This window comes from Streptomyces sp. OfavH-34-F (genome assembly GCF_022347745.1).
Taxonomy (GTDB): Bacteria; Actinomycetota; Actinomycetes; order Streptomycetales; family Streptomycetaceae; genus Streptomyces.
In genome coordinates, this window is the sequence record NZ_JAKRGC010000082.1 from 1 (window position 1) to 23,345 (window position 23,345).

Annotated in this window: 20 protein-coding genes; 16 read left to right on the top strand and 4 right to left on the bottom strand. The window is 71.8% G+C overall.

Annotated elements, in window-relative coordinates; translation table 11 throughout:
- The coding region (locus MHW47_RS15030; protein WP_239223615.1) for a bifunctional (p)ppGpp synthetase/guanosine-3',5'-bis(diphosphate) 3'-pyrophosphohydrolase at positions 1 to 2,401 on the top strand (2,401 nt) is incomplete at its 5' end.
- A gap of 75 nt (positions 2,402 to 2,476) precedes the next feature.
- On the opposite strand, the gene MHW47_RS15035 is transcribed toward MHW47_RS15030, so the two are convergent.
- Both MHW47_RS15035 and MHW47_RS15040 read right to left on the bottom strand, forming a co-directional pair.
- Positions 2,477 to 3,706 (bottom strand): DUF349 domain-containing protein, encoded by a 1,230-nt coding sequence (locus MHW47_RS15035; RefSeq protein ID WP_239223616.1) that lies wholly within the window; start codon positions 3,704 to 3,706, stop codon positions 2,477 to 2,479.
- 174 nt (positions 3,707 to 3,880) lie between these two features.
- Positions 3,881 to 4,669, bottom strand: a complete 789-nt coding sequence (locus MHW47_RS15040; protein WP_239223618.1) for a peptidylprolyl isomerase — start codon at positions 4,667 to 4,669, stop codon at positions 3,881 to 3,883.
- Between the two features lie 148 nt (positions 4,670 to 4,817).
- Here MHW47_RS15040 and MHW47_RS15045 point away from each other — a divergent pair, with 148 nt between their 5' ends.
- The 4 genes from MHW47_RS15045 (at position 4,818) to MHW47_RS15060 (ending at position 9,180) form a co-directional block, all read left to right on the top strand.
- Positions 4,818 to 5,513: an MBL fold metallo-hydrolase gene (locus tag MHW47_RS15045; RefSeq protein WP_239223620.1), complete on the top strand. Its 696-nt coding sequence runs from the start codon at positions 4,818 to 4,820 to the stop codon at positions 5,511 to 5,513.
- Between the two features lie 13 nt (positions 5,514 to 5,526).
- Positions 5,527 to 6,789, top strand: a complete 1,263-nt coding sequence (gene hisS / locus MHW47_RS15050) for a histidine--tRNA ligase (RefSeq protein ID WP_239223622.1) — start codon at positions 5,527 to 5,529, stop codon at positions 6,787 to 6,789.
- A gap of 284 nt (positions 6,790 to 7,073) precedes the next feature.
- Positions 7,074 to 7,709, top strand: coding sequence for a vitamin K epoxide reductase family protein (locus MHW47_RS15055; RefSeq protein ID WP_239223624.1), 636 nt, complete (start codon positions 7,074 to 7,076; stop codon positions 7,707 to 7,709).
- 94 nt (positions 7,710 to 7,803) lie between these two features.
- Positions 7,804 to 9,180 (top strand): replication-associated recombination protein A, encoded by a 1,377-nt coding sequence (locus tag MHW47_RS15060; protein ID WP_239223625.1) that lies wholly within the window; start codon positions 7,804 to 7,806, stop codon positions 9,178 to 9,180.
- 32 nt (positions 9,181 to 9,212) lie between these two features.
- Here the strand turns inward: MHW47_RS15060 and MHW47_RS15065 are convergent, their stop codons facing one another.
- Complete coding sequence (locus MHW47_RS15065) at positions 9,213 to 9,929, bottom strand: DUF2470 domain-containing protein (protein ID WP_239223626.1); 717 nt, start codon at positions 9,927 to 9,929, stop codon at positions 9,213 to 9,215.
- A 188-nt stretch (positions 9,930 to 10,117) separates the two neighbouring features.
- Here MHW47_RS15065 and rpsD point away from each other — a divergent pair, with 188 nt between their 5' ends.
- Positions 10,118 to 10,732, top strand: a complete 615-nt coding sequence (gene rpsD / locus MHW47_RS15070; RefSeq protein WP_239223628.1) for a 30S ribosomal protein S4 — start codon at positions 10,118 to 10,120, stop codon at positions 10,730 to 10,732.
- On the opposite strand, the gene MHW47_RS15075 is transcribed toward rpsD, so the two are convergent.
- On the bottom strand, positions 10,720 to 12,912 hold the full coding sequence (locus tag MHW47_RS15075; protein ID WP_239223629.1) for an AAA family ATPase: 2,193 nt from the start codon (positions 12,910 to 12,912) through the stop codon (positions 10,720 to 10,722). The two genes, rpsD and MHW47_RS15075, sit on opposite strands and share 13 nt — an antisense overlap.
- A 213-nt stretch (positions 12,913 to 13,125) precedes the next feature.
- On the opposite strand from MHW47_RS15075, the gene MHW47_RS15080 reads away from it, so the two are divergent.
- The 10 genes from MHW47_RS15080 to aroQ all read left to right on the top strand — a co-directional run bounded on the left by MHW47_RS15080 (position 13,126) and on the right by aroQ (position 23,146).
- Complete coding sequence (locus MHW47_RS15080; protein WP_239223630.1) at positions 13,126 to 13,566, top strand: DUF948 domain-containing protein; 441 nt, start codon at positions 13,126 to 13,128, stop codon at positions 13,564 to 13,566.
- A gap of 7 nt (positions 13,567 to 13,573) precedes the next feature.
- Positions 13,574 to 13,888, top strand: coding sequence for a DUF6167 family protein (locus MHW47_RS15085; protein ID WP_239223631.1), 315 nt, complete (start codon positions 13,574 to 13,576; stop codon positions 13,886 to 13,888).
- Complete coding sequence (gene alaS, locus MHW47_RS15090) at positions 13,888 to 16,557, top strand: alanine--tRNA ligase (protein WP_239223633.1); 2,670 nt, start codon at positions 13,888 to 13,890, stop codon at positions 16,555 to 16,557. Before MHW47_RS15085 ends, alaS begins: the two co-directional genes overlap by 1 nt.
- 8 nt (positions 16,558 to 16,565) lie before the next feature.
- Positions 16,566 to 17,039 (top strand): Holliday junction resolvase RuvX, encoded by a 474-nt coding sequence (gene ruvX / locus MHW47_RS15095; RefSeq protein ID WP_239223644.1) that lies wholly within the window; start codon positions 16,566 to 16,568, stop codon positions 17,037 to 17,039.
- Positions 17,040 to 17,134: 95 nt separating this feature from the next.
- Positions 17,135 to 18,940, top strand: coding sequence for an endolytic transglycosylase MltG (gene mltG, locus MHW47_RS15100; RefSeq protein ID WP_239223634.1), 1,806 nt, complete (start codon positions 17,135 to 17,137; stop codon positions 18,938 to 18,940).
- Complete coding sequence (locus tag MHW47_RS15105; protein ID WP_239223635.1) at positions 18,927 to 19,763, top strand: shikimate dehydrogenase; 837 nt, start codon at positions 18,927 to 18,929, stop codon at positions 19,761 to 19,763. Before mltG ends, MHW47_RS15105 begins: the two co-directional genes overlap by 14 nt.
- Positions 19,764 to 19,894: 131 nt before the next feature.
- Positions 19,895 to 21,079: a chorismate synthase gene (gene aroC, locus MHW47_RS15110; protein WP_239223637.1), complete on the top strand. Its 1,185-nt coding sequence runs from the start codon at positions 19,895 to 19,897 to the stop codon at positions 21,077 to 21,079.
- Positions 21,076 to 21,618 (top strand): shikimate kinase, encoded by a 543-nt coding sequence (locus MHW47_RS15115; RefSeq protein WP_239223638.1) that lies wholly within the window; start codon positions 21,076 to 21,078, stop codon positions 21,616 to 21,618. The genes aroC and MHW47_RS15115 overlap by 4 nt, the downstream gene beginning before the upstream one ends.
- Positions 21,615 to 22,709 (top strand): 3-dehydroquinate synthase, encoded by a 1,095-nt coding sequence (aroB, locus tag MHW47_RS15120; protein WP_239223640.1) that lies wholly within the window; start codon positions 21,615 to 21,617, stop codon positions 22,707 to 22,709. The genes MHW47_RS15115 and aroB overlap by 4 nt, the downstream gene beginning before the upstream one ends.
- Positions 22,706 to 23,146 (top strand): type II 3-dehydroquinate dehydratase, encoded by a 441-nt coding sequence (gene aroQ / locus MHW47_RS15125; RefSeq protein WP_239223642.1) that lies wholly within the window; start codon positions 22,706 to 22,708, stop codon positions 23,144 to 23,146. Before aroB ends, aroQ begins: the two co-directional genes overlap by 4 nt.
- Positions 23,147 to 23,345 lie beyond the last annotated feature (199 nt).

The window sequence follows — 23,345 nt, forward strand, 5'->3', positions numbered from 1 at the left end:
GCCTGCGTCCCCCGCCCAGCCGGCCGCTCCCGCGCCGACCGCGCCCAAGCCACCGGCAAAGCCCGCCGCCTCCGCCGCCTCCAGCGGCCAGGTGTCCCGCTCCGGCGGCTCCTCCAACCGCGTCCGCGCCCGGCTCGCCCGCCTCGGCGTGCAGCGCTCCAGCCCGTACAACCCGGTCCTCGAACCGCTGCTGCGCATCGTGCGGGGCAACGACGCCAAGACCGAGACGGCCACGCTGCGCCAGATCGAACGGGCCTACCAGGTCGCCGAGCGCTGGCACCGCGGTCAGAAGCGCAAGAGCGGCGACCCTTACATCACGCATCCGCTCGCGGTCACCACGATCCTCGCGGAGCTGGGCATGGACCCGGCGACCCTGATGGCCGGGCTGCTGCACGACACCGTCGAGGACACCGAGTACGGCCTGGACACCCTGCGCCGCGACTTCGGCGACCAGGTCGCCCTGCTGGTGGACGGCGTCACCAAGCTCGACAAGGTCAAGTTCGGCGAGGCCGCGCAGGCCGAGACCGTGCGCAAGATGGTCGTCGCCATGGCCAAGGACCCGCGCGTCCTGGTCATCAAGCTCGCCGACCGGCTGCACAACATGCGCACCATGCGCTACCTCAAGCGGGAGAAGCAGGAGAAGAAGGCCCGCGAGACGCTGGAGATCTACGCTCCGCTCGCCCACCGCCTGGGCATGAACACCATCAAATGGGAGCTGGAGGACCTCGCCTTCGCGATCCTCTACCCCAAGATGTACGACGAGATCGTGCGGCTGGTGGCCGAACGGGCGCCCAAGCGCGACGAATACCTCGCCGTCGTCACCGACGAGGTCCAGGCCGACCTGCGCGCCGCCCGCATCAAGGCCACCGTCACCGGACGGCCCAAGCACTACTACAGCGTGTACCAGAAGATGATCGTGCGGGGCCGCGACTTCGCCGAGATCTACGACCTGGTGGGCATCCGGGTCCTGGTCGACACCGTCCGCGACTGCTACGCGGCGCTCGGCACCGTCCACGCGCGATGGAACCCGGTCCCCGGCCGGTTCAAGGACTACATCGCGATGCCCAAGTTCAACATGTACCAGTCACTGCACACCACGGTGATCGGCCCCAGCGGCAAGCCCGTCGAACTCCAGATCCGGACCTTCGACATGCACCGCCGCGCCGAGTACGGCATCGCCGCGCACTGGAAGTACAAGCAGGAGGCCGTCGCGGGCGCCTCCAAGGTCCGCACCGACATCCCCAAGAACACCGGACGCGGCCAGGACACCGTCAACGACATGGCGTGGCTGCGCCAGCTCCTGGACTGGCAGAAGGAGACCGAGGACCCCAGCGAGTTCCTGGAGTCGCTGCGCTTCGACCTCTCGCGCAACGAGGTCTTCGTCTTCACGCCCAAGGGCGACGTCATCGCGCTCCCGGCCGGGGCCACCCCGGTCGACTTCGCGTACGCCGTCCACACGGAGGTCGGCCACCGCACGATAGGAGCACGGGTCAACGGCCGCCTGGTGCCGCTGGAGTCCACGCTGGACAACGGGGACCTCGTCGAGGTCTTCACGTCCAAGGCGGCCGGCGCCGGGCCCTCCCGCGATTGGCTCGGCTTCGTCAAGTCGCCGCGCGCCCGCAACAAGATCCGCGCCTGGTTCTCCAAGGAGCGCCGGGACGAGGCGATCGAGCAGGGCAAGGACGCCATCGCGCGGGCCATGCGCAAGCAGAACCTGCCGATCCAGCGCATCCTGACCGGCGACTCGCTGGTCACCCTCGCGCACGAGATGCGCTACCCCGACATCTCCTCGCTGTACGCCGCGATCGGCGAGGGCCATGTCGCCGCCGCCGGTGTCGTGCAGAAGCTGGTCCAGGCCCTCGGCGGCGAGGACGCGGCCAACGAGGACCTGGAGGAGAGCACCCCGCCCTCGCGCAGCCGCAACAAGCGCCGCTCCAACGCCGACCCCGGTGTCGTCGTCAAGGGCGTCGAGGACGTGTGGGTCAAGCTCGCCCGCTGCTGCACCCCGGTGCCGGGCGACCCCATCATCGGCTTCGTCACCCGTGGCAGCGGCGTCTCCGTGCACCGCGCGGACTGCGTCAACGTGGACTCGCTCTCGCAGCAGCCGGAACGGATTCTCGACGTCGAGTGGGCCCCCACCCAGTCCTCCGTCTTCCTGGTCGCCATCCAGGTCGAGGCGCTGGACCGCTCCCGGCTCCTGTCGGACGTCACCCGGGTCCTGTCCGACCAGCACGTCAACATCCTGTCCGCCGCCGTGCAGACCTCCCGCGACCGGGTGGCCACCTCCCGCTTCACCTTCGAGATGGGCGACCCCAAACACCTGGGGCACGTCCTGAAGGCGGTACGGGGCGTGGAGGGCGTCTACGACGTCTACCGGGTCACCTCGGCACGGCGGCCGTAGGCGGGCCCGCCCCGGACACGGAAAAAAGGGGGCCTCCCGCGCGAACGCGGGAGGCCCCCTCCTTCATCCGGACGGTCAGCCGCCGAACTCCTCCAGGCCCTTGAGCGCCTGGTCCAGCAGCGCCTGCCGGCCCTCCAGCTCACGGGCCAGCTTGTCCGCGCGGGCGTTGTTGCCCGAGGCACGGGCGGCGTCGATCTGACCGCGCAGCTTGTCCACGGCGGCCTGGAGCTGACCGGTCAGCCCCGCGGCGCGCGCCCGCGCCTCCGGGTTGGTCCGGCGCCACTCGGCCTCCTCGGCCTCCTGGAGCGCCCGCTCCACCGCCTGCATCCGCCCCTCGACCTTCGGGCGGGCGTCACGCGGTACGTGACCGATGGCCTCCCAGCGCTCGTTGAGGCCCCGGAAAGCGGCCCTGGCCGCCTTCAGGTCCGTCACCGGCACCAGCTTCTCGGCCTCCGCGGCGAGTTCCTCCTTGAGCTTGAGGTTCTCGCCCTGCTCCGCGTCCCGCTCGGCGAAGACCTCGCCGCGAGCCGCGAAGAAGACGTCCTGGGCGCCGCGGAAGCGGTTCCACAGGTCGTCCTCGGCCTCGCGCTGGGCGCGCCCGGCCGCCTTCCACTGCGTCATCAGGTCGCGGTAGCGGGCGGCCGTCGGCCCCCAGTCCGTGGACCCGGAGAGCGCCTCGGCCTCGGCGACCAGCTTCTCCTTGACCTTGCGGGCCTCCTCGCGCTGGGCGTCCAGCGAGGCGAAGTGGGCCTTGCGGCGCTTGGAGAACGCCGAGCGGGCGTGCGAGAAGCGGTGCCACAACTCGTCGTCGGACTTGCGGTCGAGCCGGGGCAGGCCCTTCCACGTGTCCACGAGGGCGCGCAGCCGCTCGCCCGCCGAACGCCACTGCTCGCTGCCCGCCAGCTCCTCGGCCTCGGCGACCAGCGCCTCCTTGGCCTGCCGGGCCTCGTCGGCCTGCTTGGCCTTCTGCGCCCTGCGCTCCTCGCGCCGCGACTCGACCGTCGCGACGAGCGCGTCCAGCCGCTTGCGCAGCGCGTCCAGGTCGCCGACGGCGTGGTGCTCGTCGACCTGGGCGCGCAGGTGCTCGATGGCGGTCGTCGCGTCCTTCGCGGACAGATCGGTGTTCTTCACCCGCCGTTCGAGGAGGCCGATCTCGACCACAATGCCCTCGTACTTGCGCTCGAAGTAGGCCAGGGCCTCCTCCGGTGAACCGGCCTGCCACGATCCGACGACCTGCTCGCCGTCGGCTGTACGCACGTACACGGTGCCCGTCTCATCGACACGGCCCCACGGGTCGCTGCTCACAGCGCCTCCTCCACCTGATGCCCGCGAGGGGATCACCCCCCTGGCATCGTCCACAGTTTCCTGGGGCGGGCAGCGCCCGCCCTGCACCACGCCAATCTAGGCGACGGGCCGCCCGGCTGTCCGCACTCAGCACGGCCGGATTTATTCGGCGGCCACGGGGGCCCGCCGCCGGAATCACACCTTGTCGACGGTCAGCTTCGCAATCTTCACGGCCTTCTTCGGCGCACCCTCGGGGGCGCCGCCCTCCACCCCGGCCTCGCCGACGGCCTGGACGACCTTCAGCGACTTCTCGTCCAGCGTGCCGAACGGCGTGTACGTGGGCGGCAGCTTGCTGTCCTTGTAGACGAGGAAGAACTGGCTGCCGCCGCTGTGCGGCTGTCCCGTGTTGGCCATCGCCACCGTGCCCGCCGGGTAGACCACGGACCCGTCCTTGTCGGCCTTGCCCAGCGCGGTCAGGTTCTCGTCCGGGATCGTGTACCCGGGACCGCCGCTGCTGTCCCCCTTGGGGTCGCCGCACTGCAGCACGGAGACGTTTCCGACGGTCAGCCGGTGGCACGTCGTCCCGTCGAAGAACTTCTCGTCGGCCAGCGACTTGAAGGAGTTCGTCGTGTGCGGGGTCTTCGACGCGTCCATGGTGAACGCGATGTCGCCCTGGCTCGTCTTGAGCGACATCTTGTACCGGGCCTTCTTGTCGATCTTCATCGGCGGCTCCGGCTTCGCCTTCTCGGTGGGGGAGGCCTCGGCGGACGGGCTCTGGCTCGCCGCCGCGTCGGTCTTGTCCTTGCCGTCGTCCCCGCGGGTGGCGAAGTACGTCGCGCCGCCGATGACCGCCACCACGGCCACCGCCGAGGCGATGGACAGCATCAGCCGCCGTGACCTGCGACGGGCCTCCTCCCGGCGCCGCTGCTGCCGCTCGTACTTCTCCCTGGCGAGCTGCCGCCGCCGCTGATCGCTGCTGACCACCGGGTGTTCTCCTTGTACGTCGTGTGATCGGGCCTGGGTTGCCCCGTACGGTATATGGGTTAGCTGTGGAATGAGGAGCGCCGGTAGGCTCTGAACTGCTGTGACCCAGGTCGCCGCTGCTCCCGTTGGACGACCATTAAGGACGATCGTGCTGATTGCCGGCTTCCCCGCCGGGGCCTGGGGGACCAACTGCTACCTGGTCGCCCCCGCCGCAGGCGAGGAGTGCGTGATCATCGACCCCGGCCACCGGGCCGCCGAAGGCGTCGAGGAAGCGCTGAGGAAGCATCGGCTCAAGCCCGTCGCCGTCGTCCTCACCCACGGCCACATCGACCACGTCGCCTCGGTCGTCCCGGTGTGCGGCGCGCACGACGTCCCCGCCTGGATCCACCCCGAGGACCGCTACATGATGAGCGACCCGGAGAAGGCCCTCGGCCGCTCGATCGGGATGCCGCTCATGGGCGAGCTGACGGTCGGGGAGCCGGACGACGTCAAGGAGCTGACCGACGGGGCCCGGCTGCGGCTCGCGGGCATGGAGTTCGGCGTCTCGCACGCGCCCGGCCATACCAAGGGGTCGGTGACGTTCAGGATGCCCGAGACGACGGAGGTCCCCCAGGTCCTCTTCTCGGGCGACCTGCTCTTCGCCGGCTCCGTCGGACGCACCGACCTGCCCGGCGGCGACCACGCCGAGCTCCTCGAGTCGCTGGCCCGCGTGTGCCTGCCGCTCGACGACTCGACCGTGGTGCTGTCCGGCCACGGCCCCCAGACGACCATCGGCCGCGAGCGCGCCACCAACCCGTACCTGACCGGTATGAGCGGTGGGGACGCGCCCCGGCGAGGAATGTGACGAGAGCGGAATCGTGAGCACCTTCAAGGCCCCCAAGGGCACCTACGACCTGACCCCGCCGGACTCCGCGAAGTACCTCGCGGTGCGGGAGGCGATCGCCGCCCCGCTGAAGAACTCCGGCTACGGCTACATCGAGACCCCCGGCTTCGAGGACGTGGCCCTCTTCTCCCGGGGCGTGGGCGAGTCCACCGACATCGTCACCAAGGAGATGTACACGCTCACCACCAAGGGCGGCTCCCAGCTCGCCCTGCGCCCCGAGGGCACCGCGTCGGTGCTGCGCGCCGCCCTGGAGGCCAACCTCCACAAGCTCGGCAACCTGCCGGTCAAGCTCTGGTACTCCGGCTCGTACTACCGCTACGAGCGCCCGCAGAAGGGCCGCTACCGCCACTTCTCGCAGGTCGGGGCGGAGGCCATCGGCGCCGAGGACCCGGCGCTCGACGCCGAGCTGATCATCCTGGCCGACCAGGCGTACCGCACGCTGGGCCTGCGCGAGTTCCGCATCCTGCTGAACTCGCTGGGCGACAAGGAGTGCCGCCCCGTCTACCGCGACGCGCTCCAGGGCTTCCTGCGCGAGCTGGACCTGGACGAGGAGACCCGCCGGCGCATCGAGATCAACCCGCTGCGCGTCCTCGACGACAAGCGCCCCGAGGTCCGTGCGCAGCTGGCCGGCGCCCCCGTGCTGCGCGACTTCCTGTGCGACGCCTGCAAGGCGTACCACGAGGAGGTCCGGGACCTGCTCAACGAGGCGGGAGTCGTCTTCGAGGACGACGAGAAGCTCGTCCGCGGCCTCGACTACTACACGCGCACCACGTTCGAGTTCGTCCACGACGGCCTCGGCTCGCAGTCGGCCGTGGGCGGCGGCGGCCGCTACGACGGCCTCTCCGAGATGATCGGCGGCCCGGCGCTCCCGTCGGTCGGCTGGGCGCTCGGCGTGGACCGCACGGTCCTGGCCCTGGAGGCCGAGGGCATCGAGCTGGCCCTGCCCGCCACCACCAGCGTCTTCGCCGTCCCGCTCGGCGAGGAGGCGCGCCGGGTCCTGTTCGGCGTCGTCAACCAGCTGCGCCGGGAGGGTGTGGCCGCGGACTTCGCGTACGGCGGCCGGGGGCTCAAGGGCGCGATGAAGAGCGCCAACCGCTCCGGCGCCCGGTTCACGATCGTGGCCGGTGAGCGCGACCTCGCCGAGGGCCACGTCCAGCTCAAGGACATGGAGTCCGGCGAGCAGACCCCCGTGCCGGTGTCCGACGTCGTGGCGGCGGTCCGCGCGCGCCTGGGCTGAGCCGAGGCGTCCGGGGGCGGGCGACCGGTCCGCCCCCGGACCCCGCGTCAACGTGAGTGATCCGGATTCATTCCGCACGGTGAATCCGTGCCTGTACGGCTGACGCCCGGCGCGCGTGCGCAGGGAAGACGATCTCCCTCGTCACGGCGGCGCGACCGGCCCGGCGCCCCCGCACCGGCCCGCGCGGATGCGCACATCTTTATGCGCATCGAACGGAATCGCGGCCGAGCCGTGCGGCACAATGACCCTGCCCCAGCAGGCTACTCAGTGACGGAAACGGCGATATGACGACTGCAGCGGTTGACCATCCCTCCTCCGACCAGGACGAGAGCGGCGGGACGCGCACCTTCGGAGGCAGCCGTGCGCTCGCCGTCCTGCTGATGATCACGGGCGCCGCCGGAACGCTCGCCGCATGGGTCATCACGCTCGACAAGCTCAAGATGATGGAGGACCCCTCCTTCGTCCCCGGCTGCAGCCTCAACCCCGTGGTGGCCTGCGGCAACATCATGAAGAGCGAGCAGGCGTCCGCCTTCGGCTTCCCCAACCCCTGGCTCGGCATGGTCACCTACCCGGTGATCATCGGCATCGGCCTGGCCCTGCTGGCCGGCGCCCGCTTCCGCGCCTGGTACTGGCTCGGGATGAACGCGGGCACGCTGTTCGGCGTCGGCTTCTGCACCTGGCTGCAGTACCAGTCGCTGTACAACATCAACTCGCTGTGCCTGTGGTGCTGCCTGGCCTGGGTCGCCACCATCTTCATGTTCTGCTACATCACCACGCACAACATCCGGGAGGGGATCATCCCCGCGCCCGCCTGGCTGCGCAACGGCATCAGCGAGTTCCACTGGGTGCTCCCGGTGCTGTGGGTCGGCATCATCGGCATGCTGATCCTGACCCGCTGGTGGGACTTCTGGACCAGCTGACCCCGGCCCCGCATCCGTCCGCGCCCCCGTGCGCACCTGCCCCCGGACCACCGGCCCGGGGGCATTGTCGGTGGGGTGGCTTAGGCTTCGGGACGTGGAGCCCGACCTCTTTACCGCAGCCGCCGAAGACCGCCAGGAGAAGGACCCGTCCAGCAGCCCCCTCGCTGTCCGGATGCGTCCGCGCACGCTCGACGAGGTCGTGGGCCAGCAGCACCTGCTCAAGCCGGGCTCGCCCCTGCGCCGCCTGGTGGGCGAGGGCAGCGGGGGACCGGCCGGTCCCTCCTCGGTGATCCTCTGGGGCCCGCCCGGCATCGGCAAGACCACCCTCGCGTACGTGGTCAGCAAGGCGACGAACAAGCGGTTCGTCGAGCTCTCCGCGATCACCGCCGGCGTCAAGGAGGTCCGCGCCGTGATCGACGGCGCCCGCCGCGCCGCCGGGGGGTACGGCAAGGAGACCGTCCTCTTCCTGGACGAGATCCACCGCTTCTCCAAGGCCCAGCAGGACTCCCTGCTGCCCGCCGTGGAGAACCGCTGGGTCACCCTGATCGCCGCCACCACCGAGAACCCGTACTTCTCCGTCATCTCCCCGCTGCTCTCGCGCTCGCTGCTGCTCACGCTGGAGCCCCTGACCGACGACGACCTGCGCGGCCTGCTGCGCCGCGCCCTCACCGACGAACGCGGACTCGGCGGCGCGGTGACGCTCCCCGAGGACGCCGAGGAACACCTGCTGCGCATCGCCGGGGGCGACGCGCGCCGGGCGCTGACCGCCCTGGAGGCCGCTGCCGGAGCGGCGCTCGCCAAGCAGGAGACCGCGATCACGCTCCTCACGCTGGAGGAGACCGTCGACCGGGCGGCCGTGAAGTACGACCGGGACGGCGACCAGCACTACGACGTGGCGAGCGCGCTGATCAAGTCCATCCGGGGCTCCGACGTGGACGCCGCCCTGCACTACCTGGCCCGCATGATCGAGGCGGGCGAGGACCCCCGGTTCATCGCCCGGCGGCTGATGATCTCGGCCAGCGAGGACATCGGCCTCGCCGACCCCACCGCGCTGCCCACCGCCGTCGCCGCGGCCCAGGCGGTCGCCCTGATCGGCTTCCCCGAAGCGGCGCTCACCCTCAGCCACGCCACCATCGCGCTGGCGCTCGCCCCCAAGTCCAACGCGGCCACACTGGCGATCTCCGCCGCCCGCGAGGACGTCCGCAAAGGGCTGGCCGGCCCGGTCCCGGCCCATCTGCGCGACGGCCACTACAAGGGCGCCGCCAAGCTGGGCCACGCCCAGGGCTACGTCTACCCGCACGACGTGCCCGGCGGGATCGCCGCCCAGCAGTACGCGCCGGACGCGGTGGGCGACAAGCAGTACTACCGTCCCACCCGCTACGGAGCCGAGGCACGCTACGCGGACGTGGTGGACCGGGTCAGGGAGCGCCTCGGCCGCCCGCCCGCCGGCGACGGCACGGACCCGGCCTGACCGGGGGCGGAAGCGGCGGACCGGGGCGCGGTTCAGCCCGCGGCGGCGAACAGCGTGTGCATCGCCCGGCTGAGTCCCGCCACGTCCCGCACCGGCTCCGGGAACTCGAAGCGCGCGTCGAAGCAGCCGCCGTCCCGCTCGCACACACGGACCCGCAGCCCGAGCCGGTCCAGCGCCAGCGGCACCACGGCCGGCCGGTGCGCGGCGCAGGTGCACGAGGCGCGGGCGCCGAGCAGCCCGCTCAGCCCCGCCAGCTCCCGGGGGTGCGCCGCGTGCAGATGCTGGAGGAGGTCCGCCTCGACGTCGCCGAGCGGGTCGGGGGCGGCGTCGCGGAAGCTCTCCGCCGCCACGGACTCCGTGCCCCACAGGTCGTCGATGTGCGCCTCGTCCGTCTCCAGCCGCAGCATCGTCCGCCCGGGCCCCGCCAGGCCGGGTACGGCGGTCAGCCGGCCGGCGATCCGGGCCCGGCCGCGGATGCGGTGGGGGACGGCGACCGGGGCGACGTCCGTGATCTCCAGCACGGCCGGCACCTCGTCGTCCCCGGCGTCCTCGTCGTACCCGGCCTGCGCGGCGGCGCGGACGACCGGGGAGACCTCGGGGAACTCCAGGAACACATCGCCGTCCGGGCCCACGCCCCGGGAGAGCGGCATCAGCTGGTCCGAGTCCGCCGATTCGAGCCCGGGAACGAGCAGCACCGCGGAGCAGGTACTCTGTACGAGAGTTCGTGTGCGCTCGGCTGCTGACGGCATCCGTGTGATTTCAAGCCCGCTGGGACGCGGCTGACCACGATCTGATCGGTCCTCCGTCATCTCGACGCCCTCAGGCGCGTCGATGCTGTCTGTGCTGTCCGTGACGTGTGTGGTGTTCCCAGGGCGAGACATGCGATCTCCTTGAGTAAGGTGAGCCTAACCTAACCTACAACGGAGGTCTGGAGAACGTGCCTAATCAGTCGCGTCCCAAGGTCAAGAAGAGCCGCGCGCTCGGCATCGCGCTGACGCCGAAGGCGGTCAAGTACTTCGAGGCCCGCCCCTACCCGCCGGGCGAGCACGGCCGCGGCCGCAAGCAGAACTCGGACTACAAGGTCCGTCTGCTCGAGAAGCAGCGTCTGCGTGCGCAGTACGACATCAGCGAGCGCCAGATGGCGCGTGCCTACGACCGCGCCAAGAAGGCCGAGGGCAAGACGGGCGAGGCGCTCGTCGTCGAGCTCGAGCGCCGTCTCGACGCGCTGGTCCTGCGTTCGGGCATCGCCCGGACCATCTACCAGGCCCGCCAGATGGTCGTCCACGGCCACATCGAGGTCAACGGTGGCAAGGTCGACAAGCCGTCGTTCCGCGTCCGCCCGGACGACATCGTCATGGTCCGCGAGCGCAGCCGCGACAAGCACCCCTTCCAGGTGGCCCGCGAGGGTGGTTACGCCACGGACGGCGAGACCCCGCGCTACCTGCAGGTGAACCTGAAGGCCCTGGCCTTCCGCCTTGACCGGGATCCGAACCGCAAGGAAATCCCCGTGATCTGCGACGAGCAGCTCGTCGTCGAGTACTACGCCCGCTGATCCAGGCGCAGTCGCTCTTCACCGGCGCTCAGGCCCGCCCCTTCCCGGCACTCGGGGAGGCGGCGGGCCTTCGCGTTCCGGCCCGCCAGCGCCCGCGCCACCGCCGCCTCCGGCCCCAGCTCCCGGCCCGCGCCGAGCGCCGCCGCGTACCGCGTCTCGCCCAGCTCCCGCAGGGCCAGCTCCTCGCAGCGCGCCCGGGGCGCCCCGTAGTACGCCGAGCCGAACAGCGGCAGTCCCACGGACGGCCAGATGCGGTCGGCGGCCCCCTGGAGCAGCGCCGCCTCCGGCGCATCCCCCTCGGTCACCGTGACGAGCGCCAGCAGTTCGAGGGCCAGCACGGTGCCGAGCAGATCGTGGAACGTGTGGCTGATCGACAGCGACTCGCCCAGCAGCTGCCGGGCCCGCTCCGAAGACCCGCGCTCCAGGGCCGCGTAGGCCAGCACGTACAGCGCGTAGCTCAGGGCCCACCGCTCGCCGTGGTCCTCGCAGATGTCCCGGACCTCCTCGCAGAGCGCCACGGCCCGGTCCGTGTCGCCGAGGAAGCCGGTGGACATGGCGAGTTCGACCCGGGCCATCAGGACGTTGCTGTTCAGCTCGCCCAGCGCCCCGTAGCGGTCGAGCGCGTCGCCCAGCAGATCCCGCGCGCGCTCCATGTCGTCGGTGACCAGGGCCAGGCACCCGGTGCGGTGCACGGCGTACGCGGCGGCCGCGGCGTCGCCCGCCGCCTCGGCCTCCTCCCGGCACTCGGTCAGCGCGGAGATCGCGGTCACCGGATCGCCCTGGACGACCGCGACGTAGCCGAGCACCCACAGGGCCTTGAGCCGCGAGGCGTCGTACGGGGTGTCCTCCTCCAGCACGTGGTCCAGCCAGTGCCGGCCCTCGGCCAGCCGCCCGCAGCCCACCCACAGGAACCACAGCGTGCCCGCCAGGTACTGGGCGAGGTGCGCCTCCTGCGGGCTCTCCAGCGAGCACTCCATGGCCCGGCGCAGATTGGGCAGCTCGCTCTCCGCCCGCGCCGCCACCTCCGCCTGCCGGGGGCTGAACCAGTCCAGCTCGCACCAGGTCGCCAGCCCCAGGAACCAGTCGCGGTGCCTGCGGCGCAGCCGGTCGGCGTCCCCGGTCGCGGCGAGCCACTCCGCCCCGTATTCGCGGACGGTGTCCAGCATCCGGTAGCGGGTGCCGGCGGGGGAGTCCTCGCGCAGCACCACGGACTGCGCGAGCAGCCCGGACAGGACGTCGAGCACCGAGTCGGCGGGCAGGTCGGAGCCGCTGCACACGTACTCCACGGCCTCCAGGTCGAACTGCCCGGCGAACACGGAGAGCCGGGCCCAGAGCAGCCGCTGCGGCGGGGAGCACAGCTCATGGCTCCAGCCGATGGCCGTACGCAGCGTCTGGTGCCGGTCCAGGGTGCCGCGGCCACTGCTGGTCAGCAGTCGGAACCGGTCGTCGAGCCGTTGCAGGACCTGCTCGGTGGACAGGGCCCGCAGCCGTCCGGCCGCCAGTTCCAGGGCGAGCGGAATCCCGTCCAGCCTGCGGCACAGCTCCCGGGCCGGGCCCCGGCTGCGGTCGGTCAGCCGGAAGTCCGGGCGCACCGCGGCGGCCCGGTCGGCGAACAGCCGCAGCGCGTCCTCGTCGGTCATCGTGGCGAGCGGATGGACGCGCTCGCCCGGCAGCTCCATCGGCAGCCGGCCCGCCGCGAGCACCCGCAGCCCGGGGGCCCGCCGCAACAGCTCCCGGACCAGCGCGGCGCACTCGTCCACCAGATGTTCGAAGCCGTCCAGGACCAGCAGGAGGCGGCGGCCGGCGCAGTGTTCGACGAGCCCGGCGAGGGGCGGCCGGGCGGTGTGGTCGGTCAGCCCCAGCGCCCCGGCCACGGCGTGCTCCAGCAGTCCGGCGTCGGGCACGGCGGACAGCTCCACCAGCCAGACCCCGTCGCAGTACCGTTTCTCCAGTAGCGCGGCGGCCCGGGTGACCAGGCGTGTCTTGCCGACGCCGCCCACCCCGGTGACCGTCACCAGGCGGGACTCCTCCAGCGACACCGCCAGCGCGGCCAGCTCGCTCTCGCGGCCCACGAAGTCGTTCAGTTCGGCGGGGAGGTTGCCCGGACGGGGGCGCGCGGCGGAGGCGGCCGGGGTGCCGGAATCCCCGGCGGGCGAAGAGGGGCGCTGAGGGCGTCGCATGAAACACGCAGAGTACTGGCTTGAAAGCACTCCGTACAAACGGCCCGCACGGACACCCGCCGCACGGTGGCTCACGCGGTACGGGGCGTGACCCCGGCGCGATAGGCTCGGGGGAGGCGAACGGCCGCCCCGACGGCCCTCGCCGCAGAGCAGGAGAAACAAGACAGACAGACGACTAGCCAGAGAGCGCGGTGCACTGTGTCCGGTGGTGAGGTGGCCGGGATCCTGGTGGCCGTCTTCTGGGCGATCCTGGTTTCGTTCCTCGCCGTCGTGCTGGTGAGGCTCGCCCAGACGCTCAGGGCGACCACCAAACTCGTGGCGGACGTGACCGAACAGGCCGTCCCGCTGCTCGCGGACGCCTCCGCGACCGTGCGCGCCGCGCAGACCCAGCTCGACAAGGTCGACGCCATCGCCACGGACGTACAGGAGGTCACCTCCAACGCCTCCGCGCTCTCCACCACCGTCGCCTCCGCCTTCGGCGGCCCCCTGGTCAAGGTCGCCGCGTTCGGCTACGGGGTCCGGCAGGCCATCGGCCGCCGCTCCGCCCCGGCACCGGAGGCGCGCTCCGGGCGCCCGGTGATCGTCGGCCGGACCGTGCCCCCGGCACGCGCCCGGAAGCGCAACCGCCGTAATTCCCGCGGATCTAAGGACTGACGCAGCGATGTTCCGCCGTACGTTCTGGTTCACCGCCGGCGCAGCCGCCGGGGTGTGGGCCACCACCAAGGTCAACCGGAAGATCAGGCAGCTCGCCCCCGAGAGCCTCGCCGCGCAGGCCGCCGACAAGGCGGTCGAGGCCGGCCACCGGATCAAGGACTTCGCGCTGGACGTCCGCGAGGGCATGGCCAGACGCGAGGCCGAACTCGGCGAGGCACTGGGCCTCGAAGCCCCGGACGCCCCCGCCCTGCCCGCGGGCGGCACGCCCACCACCCGCCCCACGCTTCCCTACCACTCGTACAACCGGAATGAGGACCACTGATGGAGTCGGCAGAAATTCGTCGCCGCTGGCTGAGCTTCTACGAGGAGCGCGGTCACACCGTTGTCCCTTCGGCGTCGCTCATCGCGGACGACCCGACTCTGCTGCTGGTCCCCGCCGGCATGGTGCCGTTCAAGCCCTACTTCCTCGGTGAGGTCAAGCCGCCCGCGCCGCGCGTCACCAGCGTGCAGAAGTGCGTGCGCACGCCGGACATCGAAGAGGTCGGCAAGACCACCCGGCACGGCACCTTCTTCCAGATGTGCGGCAACTTCTCCTTCGGCGACTACTTCAAGGAAGGCGCCATCGCGTACGCCTGGGAGCTGCTGACCAGCTCCGTGGCGGACGGCGGCTTCGGGCTCGACCCCGAGCGCCTGTGGATCACCGTCTACCTGGACGACGACGAGGCCGAGGCCATCTGGCGCGACAAGATCGGCGTCCCGGCCGAGCGCATCCAGCGCCTGGGCAAGAAGGACAACTTCTGGTCCATGGGCGTGCCCGGCCCGTGCGGCCCGTGCTCCGAGATCAACTACGACCGCGGCCCCGAGTTCGGCGTCGAGGGCGGCCCGGCCGTCAACGACGAGCGGTACGTGGAGATCTGGAACCTGGTCTTCATGCAGTACGAGCGCGGCGCGGGCGACGGCAAGGAGGACTTCCCGATCCTCGGCGACCTGCCGTCCAAGAACATCGACACCGGCCTCGGCCTGGAACGCCTCGCGATGATCCTGCAGGGCGTGCAGAACATGTACGAGACCGACACCCTGCGCGTCGTCATGGACCGCGCCACCGAGCTGACCGGGGTGCGCTACGGCGCCGCCGAGTCCACCGACGTGTCGCTGCGCGTGGTCGCCGACCACATCCGCACCTCCGTCATGCTCATCGGCGACGGCGTCACCCCCGGCAACGAGGGCCGCGGCTACGTGCTGCGCCGCATCATGCGCCGCGCCATCCGCAACATGCGCCTGATGGGCGCCACCGGCTCCGTCGTCCGCGAACTGGTCGACGTCGTGATCAACACCATGGGGCAGCAGTACCCGGAGCTGATCACCGACCGCAAGCGCATCGAGACCGTCGCGCTCGCCGAGGAAGCCGCCTTCCTCAAGGCCCTCAAGGGCGGCACCAACATCCTGGAGACCGCCGTCACCGAGACCAAGGCCGCCGGCGGCACGGTCCTCGCGGGCGACAAGGCGTTCCTGCTCCACGACACCTGGGGCTTCCCGATCGACCTCACCCTGGAGATGGCCGCCGAGCAGGGGCTCTCCGTGGACGAGGACGGCTTCCGCCGCCTGATGCAGGAGCAGCGGGACAAGGCCAAGGCCGACGCCAAGGCCAAGAAGACCGGCCACGCCGACCTGTCCGCCTACCGCGAGGTCGCCGACACCTCCGGCGTCACCGAGTTCACCGGCTACACCGCGACCGAGGGCGAGTCGACGATCGTCGGCCTCCTCGTCGACGGCGTCCCCTCGCCCGCCGCCACCGAGGGCGACGAGGTAGAGGTCGTCCTGGACCGCACCCCGTTCTACGCCGAGGGCGGCGGCCAGCTCGCCGACCAGGGCCGCATCCGGCTCGACAGCGGCGCCGTCATCGTCGTGCGCGACGTCCAGCAGCCGGTGCCGGGCGTCTCCGTGCACAAGGGCTCCGTCCAGGTCGGCGAGGTCACGGTCGGCGCGTCCGCGTACGCCGCGATCGACTCCACCCGCCGCCGCGCCATCGCCCGCGCCCACAGCGCCACCCACCTCACCCACCAGGCGCTGCGCGACGCGCTCGGCCCGACCGCCGCGCAGGCCGGTTCGGAGAACTCGCCCGGCCGCTTCCGCTTCGACTTCGGCTCGCCCGCCGCCGTACCCGGCACGGTCCTCACCGACGTGGAGCAGAAGATCAACGAGGTGCTGGCCCGCGAGCTCGACGTGCAGGCCGAGGTCATGTCGCTCGCCGAGGCGAAGAAGCAGGGCGCCATCGCCGAGTTCGGCGAGAAGTACGGGGAGCGGGTCCGCGTCGTCACCATCGGCGACTTCTCCAAGGAGCTGTGCGGCGGCACGCACGTGCACAACACCGCCCAGCTCGGCCTGGTCAAGCTGCTCGGCGAGTCCTCCATCGGCTCCGGGGTGCGCCGCATCGAGGCCCTCGTCGGCGTGGACGCGTACAACTTCCTCGCCCGGGAGCACACGGTCGTCGCCCAGCTCCAGGAGCTGGTCAAGGGCCGTCCCGAGGAGCTGCCGGAGAAGATCGCGGGCATGCTCGGCAAGCTGAAGGACGCCGAGAAGGAGATCGAGAAGTTCCGCGCGGAGAAGGTCCTCGCGGCCGCCGCCGGGCTCGCCGACTCCGCGATCGACGTCCGGGGCGTCGCCCTGGTCACCGGCCAGGTCCCCGACGGCACCTCCGCCGACGACCTGCGCAAGCTCGTCCTCGACGTGCGCGGCCGCATCCAGGGCGGCCGCCCTGCCGTGGTGGCGCTGTTCACGACGGCCAACGGGCGCCCGCTGACCGTCATCGCCACCAACGAGGCGGCCCGCGAGCGCGGTCTCAAGGCCGGTGACCTCGTCCGTACCGCCGCCAAGACCCTCGGCGGCGGGGGCGGCGGCAAGCCGGACGTCGCCCAGGGCGGCGGCCAGAACCCGGAGGCGATCGGCGACGCCGTCGCCGCCGTCGAACGCCTCGTCACCGAGACGGCGTGACGCCGCAGATGCCGCAGATGCGCCGCGGTCGCCGGCTGGCGATCGACGTCGGGGACGCCCGGATCGGGGTCGCCTCGTGCGACCCCGACGGCATCCTGGCGACGCCGGTGGAGACCGTGCCGGGACGCGACGTCCCGGCCGCCCACCGGCGGCTCGGCCAGATCGTCGCCGAGTACGAGCCGATCGAGGTCGTCGTCGGCCTGCCGCGCTCCCTGGGGGGCGGTGAGGGCCCGGCGGCCGCCAAGGTCCGCGCCTTCGCCCAGGTCCTCGCCCGAGCGGTCGCACCCATTCCGGTGCGGTTGGTGGACGAGAGGATGACCACAGTGACGGCCGCGCACGGGCTGCGCGCCTCGGGCGTGAAGTCCAGAAAGGGCCGATCCGTCATCGATCAGGCTGCCGCTGTGGTGATCCTCCAGAACGCTCTGGAATCCGAACGGGTGTCGGGCAGTCCACCGGGCGAAGGCGTCGAAGTGGTGGTCTGATCGCAATACGGTAACGTTCCGCGCGATGCGCCGGTGTTCGAACATGCACCGCACAGCGAAGAGGCGGAACAGCGTCTCGCGGCTCAAGGGGATCGATGACTGAGTATGGCCGGGGCCCCGGCTCCGAACCGTGGCATCCCGAGGACCCCTTGTACGGGGACCAGGGGTGGGGCGGCCAGCAGCCTGCCCACGGCCAGGCCCCGTACGACGGCCAGTACGGCGCTCAGCAGCAGTACCCGCAGGGCCAGTACGACCCGTACCAGCAGCAGGCACAGCCGCACGACCCGTACGGGCAGCAGCAGCAACAGCAGCAGCCCGACCCGTACGGGCAGCAACAACAGCAGCCGCAGCAGCCCGACCCGTACGCCCAGCAGCACTACCAGCAGCAGGCGCACGCCCCGTACGGGCAGCAGCCGGCGCACGACCCCTACGCCCAGCAGCACCAGCAGCCGCATCAACCGCAGCAGCCCGGCTACGACGCCGGCTGGGACACGGGGCAGCAGGCGATGCCGCCGTACGACGGCCAGCCCGCCGCCACGTACGGCTACGACGAGACGAACGACTACTACGGCACCCCCGACGCCTACCCGCCCCCGCAGCCGCCGGGCCGCCGCGAACCCGCGCCCGCCGAGGCGCCGGAGCCGGCCCCCGACTGGAACCCGGAGGAGCCGCCGGAGGAGACCCACCCCTTCTTCACCGGGGCGGACGAGAAGGACGACAAGGCTCCCCGGGACGACGACTACGACTACGACGACGAGGACGAGGACCACCCCCGCGACTCCCGGCGCGGCAAAGGCGGTGACCGGCGCGGCAAGGGCAAGAAGAAGAACCGCAGCGGCTGCGCCTGCCTGGTCCTCTCGGTGGTCCTGGTCGCCGGCGTCGGTGGCGCTGGCTACTTCGGCTACTCGTTCTACCAGGACCGGTTCGGCCCGGCCCCCGACTACTCGGGCAGCGGCTCCGGCTCCGTCGAGGTGGAGATCCCGAAGGGCGCGTACGGCTACGACATCGGGAACATCCTGAAGAAGGCGGGCGTGGTCAAGAGCGTCGACGCCTTCGTCTCTGCGCAGAACGAGAACCCGAAGGGCAAGTCGATCCAGGCCGGGGTCTACCTGCTGCACTCGCAGATGTCGGCGGCCGAGGCCGTGAAGATGATGGTGGATCCCAAGAGCCAGAACCTCCTGGTCATTCCCGAGGGCACCCGCAACGTCGCCATTTACGCGCTGCTGGACAAGCGGCTCGGCCTCGACAAGGGGACGACCAAGAAGATCGCCAAGTCCAAGAGCGGTGAATTGGGCCTGCCCGGATGGGCGAGCAAGAACAAGGACGTCAAGGACCCGCTCGAAGGCTTCCTCTATCCGGCCGCGTACCCGTTGACGACGGAGACCAAGCCGGAGGCGATCCTCAAGAAGATGGTCGAACGGTCCAACGAGGAGTACAAGAAGCTCGACCTCCAGGGAACGGCCAAGAAGTACAAACTCGACGGCCCGTGGCAGGTGCTCACGGTGGCCAGCCTCGTCCAGGCGGAAGGCCTTACGCACGACGACTTCCGCAAGATGGCTGAAGTCGTCTACAACCGGCTCAAGCCGGACAACACGGTGACGAACCGAAAGCTCGAATTCGACTCCGCGTACAACTACCTCACGAACCAGAGCAAGATCAAGATTGGTTCGAACGAGATCCGCACCAACCCCGATCCCTACAACACCTATTACCACGCCGGCCTGCCGCCCGGTCCCATCGGCAACCCCGGGGACGAGGCTCTGCGTGCGACGCTGAGTCCCACCACCGGTGGCTGGATGTTCTTCATCTCGCTCGACGGCAAGAAGACCCAGTTCACCAAGACGGCGGCCGAGCACGAGAAGCTCAACGAGAAGTTCAAGGAACAGCATGGCCTTCGATGAGGGGCCGCGCCGCGCGGCCGTCCTCGGCTCGCCCATCGCCCACTCGCTCTCCCCGGTCCTGCACCGGGCCGCCTACGCCGAGCTGGGGCTCGACCACTGGTCGTACGACCGGTTCGAGATCGACGAGCGGGCACTGCCCGGGTTCATCGAGAAGCTGGACGGCACATGGGCGGGGCTCTCGCTCACCATGCCGCTCAAGCGCGCCGTCATTCCGCTGCTCGACGAGATCAGCGACACCGCCGCCTCCGTCGAGGCCGTCAACACCGTGATCCTCGGGCAGGACGGCCGCCGCACCGGGGACAACACCGACATCCCCGGCATCGCCGCCGCCCTGCGCGAACGCGGCGTCGAGACGGTGGAGTCCGCCGCGATCCTCGGCGCCGGCGCCACCGCGTCCTCCGCGCTCGCCGCGTTGGCCGGCCTCTGCACCGGACCCGTCACCGCCTACGTGCGCAGCGCGGCCCGCGCCGACGAGATGCGCGGCTGGGGCGAACGGCTCGGCGTCGACGTGCGGACCGCCGACTGGTCCGCGGCCGACCGCGCGCTGACCGAACCCCTCGTCGTCGCCACCACCCCCGCCGGCGCGGCCGACGCCCTGGCCGGGGCCGTACCGGAGCGGCCCGGCACGCTCTTCGACGTCCTGTACGAGCCGTGGCCCACCCGGCTCGCCGCCGCCTGGACCGCACGCGGCGGCGCAGTCGTCGGAGGTCTGGACCTCCTCGTCCACCAGGCCGTCCTCCAGGTGGAGCAGATGACGGGCCGCTCACCGGCCCCGCTCGCCGCCATGCGCAAGGCGGGGGAAGCGGCGCTGGCCGCCCGCTGACGCCCGTGACGTCCGTCTGCTGGACCGGCGGCGGGCCGGGGCCCCGGCCGTGGGAGGATCGGGGGCGGCGGGCCAGGGCCGCGCACCCGGTCGCGCCGCTGGATTTTCGGGCGCGAGCATGAGGAGCACCGTTGAGCAGGTTGCGCTGGCTGACCGCAGGGGAGTCGCACGGCCCCGCACTGGTGGCGACGCTGGAGGGCCTTCCGGCCGGCGTCCCGGTCACCACGGAGATGGTGGCGGACGCGCTCGCCCGGCGGCGGCTTGGCTACGGGCGCGGTGCGCGGATGAAGTTCGAGCGGGACGAGGTCACCTTCCTCGGCGGCGTCCGGCACGGCCTCACCATGGGCTCCCCGGTCGCCGTGATGGTCGGCAACACCGAGTGGCCCAAGTGGGAGCAGGTCATGTCGGCCGACCCGGTCGACCCGGAGACGCTGGCCGCCCAGGCCCGCAACGCCCCGCTGACCCGGCCCCGCCCCGGCCACGCCGACCTCGCCGGCATGCAGAAGTACGGCTTCGACGAGGCCCGCCCGGTCCTGGAGCGCGCCAGCGCGCGGGAGACCGCGGCCCGCGTCGCCCTCGGCGCCGTCGCCCGGTCCTACCTCAAGGAGACCGCCGGCATCGAGATCGTCAGCCATGTCGTGGAGCTGGCCGCCGCCAAGGCGCCGTACGGGGTCTACCCCGTCCCCTCCGACGTGGAGCGGCTCGACGCCGACCCGGTCCGCTGCCTCGACGCCGACGCGAGCAAGCGGATGGTCGCCGAGATCGACCAGGCCCACAAGGACGGCGACACCCTCGGCGGCGTCGTCGAGGTGCTGGCGTACGGCGTGCCGGTCGGCCTCGGCTCGCACGTCCACTGGGACCGCAGGCTCGACGCCCGCCTCGCCGGCGCGCTCATGGGCATCCAGGCCATCAAGGGCGTCGAGGTCGGCGACGGCTTCGACCTCGCCCGGGTGCCGGGCTCGAAGGCGCACGACGAGATCCTGGTGACCGAGGACGGCATCAAGCGCGCCTCCGGCCGGGCCGGCGGCACCGAGGGCGGCCTCAGCACCGGCGAACTGCTGCGCGTGCGGGCCGCGATGAAGCCGATCGCCACCGTGCCCCGCGCCCTGGCGACCGTCGACGTGGTGACCGGCGAGCCCGCGAAGGCGCACCACCAGCGCTCCGACGTCTGCGCCGTCCCGGCCGCCGGCATCGTCGCCGAAGCGATGGTCGCCCTGGTCCTGGCGGACGCGGTCGCGGAGAAGTTCGGCGGCGACAGCGTCCCCGAGACCCGCCGCAACGTGCGCGCGTACCTCGACCACCTCCAGATCCGATGAGCGGTCCGCTGGTCGTCCTGGTGGGCCCGATGGGCGTCGGCAAGTCCACGGTCGGCGAACTGCTCGCCGACCGGCTGGGCACCGGCTACCGGGACACCGACGCCGATGTCGTCGCGAGCGCGGGCAAGCCCATCGCCGAGATCTTCTACGACGAGGGCGAGGACCACTTCCGGGCGCTGGAGCGGGACGCCGTGCGCGCGGCCCTCGCCGAGCACACCGGCGTCCTCTCGCTCGGCGGCGGGGCGATCCTCGACCCGTCCACCCGCGCGCTCCTCGCCGGCCACCCGGTCGTCTACCTCTCCATGGACGTGGAGGAGGCGGTCCGCCGGGTCGGGCTCGGCGCCGCCCGCCCGCTGCTCGCGGTCAACCCGCGCCGGCAGTGGCGCGAGCTGATGGACGCCCGCAGGCACCTCTACACCGAGGTCGCCCGCACGGTCGTCGCCACCGACGAGCGCACACCCGAAGAGGTCGCCCAGGCGGTCCTCGACGCACTGGAGCTGCCGGACGGTGCCCCGTCCGGCCGGGAGAACACACCATGACCGAGCAGGCACCCATCCGCGTCCGCATCGCCGGCAGCGCGGGCACCGACCCGTACGAGGTACTGATCGGCCGGCAGCTCCTCGGCGAGCTGCCCGGGCTCATCGGCGAGCGGGCCAAGCGCGTCGCGGTCCTCCACCCCGAGGCCCTCGCCGAGACCGGCGAGGCGGTCCGCCAGGACCTCGCCGACCAGGGCTACGAGGCCATCGCGATCCAGCTGCCCAACGCCGAGGAGGCCAAGACCGTCGAGGTCGCCGCCTACTGCTGGAAGGCGCTCGGCCAGACCGGCTTCACCCGCACCGACGTCATCGTCGGCGTCGGTGGGGGCGCCACCACCGACGTCGCGGGCTTCGTCGCCGCCTCCTGGCTGCGCGGGGTGCGCTGGATCGCCGTGCCGACGACCGTGCTCGGCATGGTCGACGCGGCGGTCGGCGGCAAGACCGGCATCAACACCGCCGAGGGCAAGAACCTCGTCGGCGCCTTCCACCCGCCGGCCGGCGTCCTGTGCGACCTGGCCGCCCTGGAGTCGCTGCCGGTCCACGACTACGTCTCCGGCATGGCCGAGATCATCAAGGCCGGCTTCATCGCCGACCCGGTGATCCTCGACCTGATCGAGGAGGACCCGCAGGCCGCCCGGACCCCCGCCGGACCGCACACCGCCGAGCTGATCGAGCGCTCGGTACGGGTCAAGGCCCAGGTCGTCTCCAGCGACCTCAAGGAGTCCGGACTGCGCGAGATCCTCAACTACGGCCACACCCTGGGCCACGCCATCGAGAAGAACGAGCGCTACAAGTGGCGCCACGGGGCCGCCGTGTCGGTCGGCATGGTCTTCGCCGCCGAACTGGGCCGCCTGGCCGGCCGCCTGGACGACGCCACCGCCGACCGGCACCGCGCGATCCTGGAGTCCGTGGGGCTGCCGCTCACCTACCGCGGCGACCAGTGGCCGAAGCTGCTGGAGAACATGAAGGTCGACAAGAAGTCCCGCGGCGACCTGCTGCGCTTCATCGTCCTGGACGGCCTCGGCAAGCCCGCCGTGCTGGAGGGCCCCGACCCGGCCGTGCTGCTCGCCGCCTACGGGGAGGTCTCGGCATGAGCCGCCGGGTCCTCGTGCTCAACGGCCCCAACCTCGGCCGGCTCGGCTCCCGCGAGCCCGACGTCTACGGGGCCACCTCGTACGCCGGTCTCGTCGAGGTGTGCCGCACCCTCGGCAAGGAGCTGGGTTTCGACGTCGACGTCCGCGAGACGAACGACGAGGGCGAGCTGATCCGCTGGCTCCACGAGGCCGCCGACGGATCGATTCCGGTCGTCATCAATCCGGGAGCGTTCACGCACTACTCGTACGGGATGCGGGACGCGGCCGCCCAGCGCACCGCCCCGCTCATCGAGGTGCACATCTCCAACCCGTACGCACGGGAGGAATTCCGCCACACCTCCGTCATCGCCCCGGTCGCCACCGGAACCGTGGCCGGATTCGGCATCGGCTCCTACCGGCTCGCGCTGCGCGCCCTGGCCGAGCAACTCGCGGACTGACCTCGCCTTCCGGGCACCTCGGGCCCTCCCCGGCCGTTGCTCCTGTGGCGGCCGGGGAAGGTACCGTTGCCGTTGCACCAGCGCCAGTTGCCTGCACGAGACGGAGTCGCACCGGATGCAGCACGCAGTGGGGGCCCCGCTGCCTCCGCCCCGAGGTCCCGGAAACGGTCCCGCCGGCCCGCCGCACCCCGGCGCGCCG

What these genes read in the sequence shown, in the direction of transcription:
- MHW47_RS15055 (WP_239223624.1), top strand. Translation starts at nt 7,074, where the DNA reads ATGACGACTGCAGCGGTTGACCATCCCTCCTCCGACCAGGACGAGAGC.
- MHW47_RS15065 (WP_239223626.1), bottom strand. Translation starts at nt 9,929, where the DNA reads ATGCCGTCAGCAGCCGAGCGCACACGAACTCTCGTACAGAGTACCTGC.
- MHW47_RS15075 (WP_239223629.1), bottom strand. Translation starts at nt 12,912, where the DNA reads ATGCGACGCCCTCAGCGCCCCTCTTCGCCCGCCGGGGATTCCGGCACC.
- MHW47_RS15085 (WP_239223631.1), top strand. Translation starts at nt 13,574, where the DNA reads ATGTTCCGCCGTACGTTCTGGTTCACCGCCGGCGCAGCCGCCGGGGTG.
- alaS (WP_239223633.1), top strand. Translation starts at nt 13,888, where the DNA reads ATGGAGTCGGCAGAAATTCGTCGCCGCTGGCTGAGCTTCTACGAGGAG.
- ruvX (WP_239223644.1), top strand. Translation starts at nt 16,566, where the DNA reads ATGCCGCAGATGCGCCGCGGTCGCCGGCTGGCGATCGACGTCGGGGAC.
- mltG (WP_239223634.1), top strand. Translation starts at nt 17,135, where the DNA reads ATGACTGAGTATGGCCGGGGCCCCGGCTCCGAACCGTGGCATCCCGAG.
- MHW47_RS15105 (WP_239223635.1), top strand. Translation starts at nt 18,927, where the DNA reads ATGGCCTTCGATGAGGGGCCGCGCCGCGCGGCCGTCCTCGGCTCGCCC.
- MHW47_RS15115 (WP_239223638.1), top strand. Translation starts at nt 21,076, where the DNA reads ATGAGCGGTCCGCTGGTCGTCCTGGTGGGCCCGATGGGCGTCGGCAAG.
- aroB (WP_239223640.1), top strand. Translation starts at nt 21,615, where the DNA reads ATGACCGAGCAGGCACCCATCCGCGTCCGCATCGCCGGCAGCGCGGGC.
- aroQ (WP_239223642.1), top strand. Translation starts at nt 22,706, where the DNA reads ATGAGCCGCCGGGTCCTCGTGCTCAACGGCCCCAACCTCGGCCGGCTC.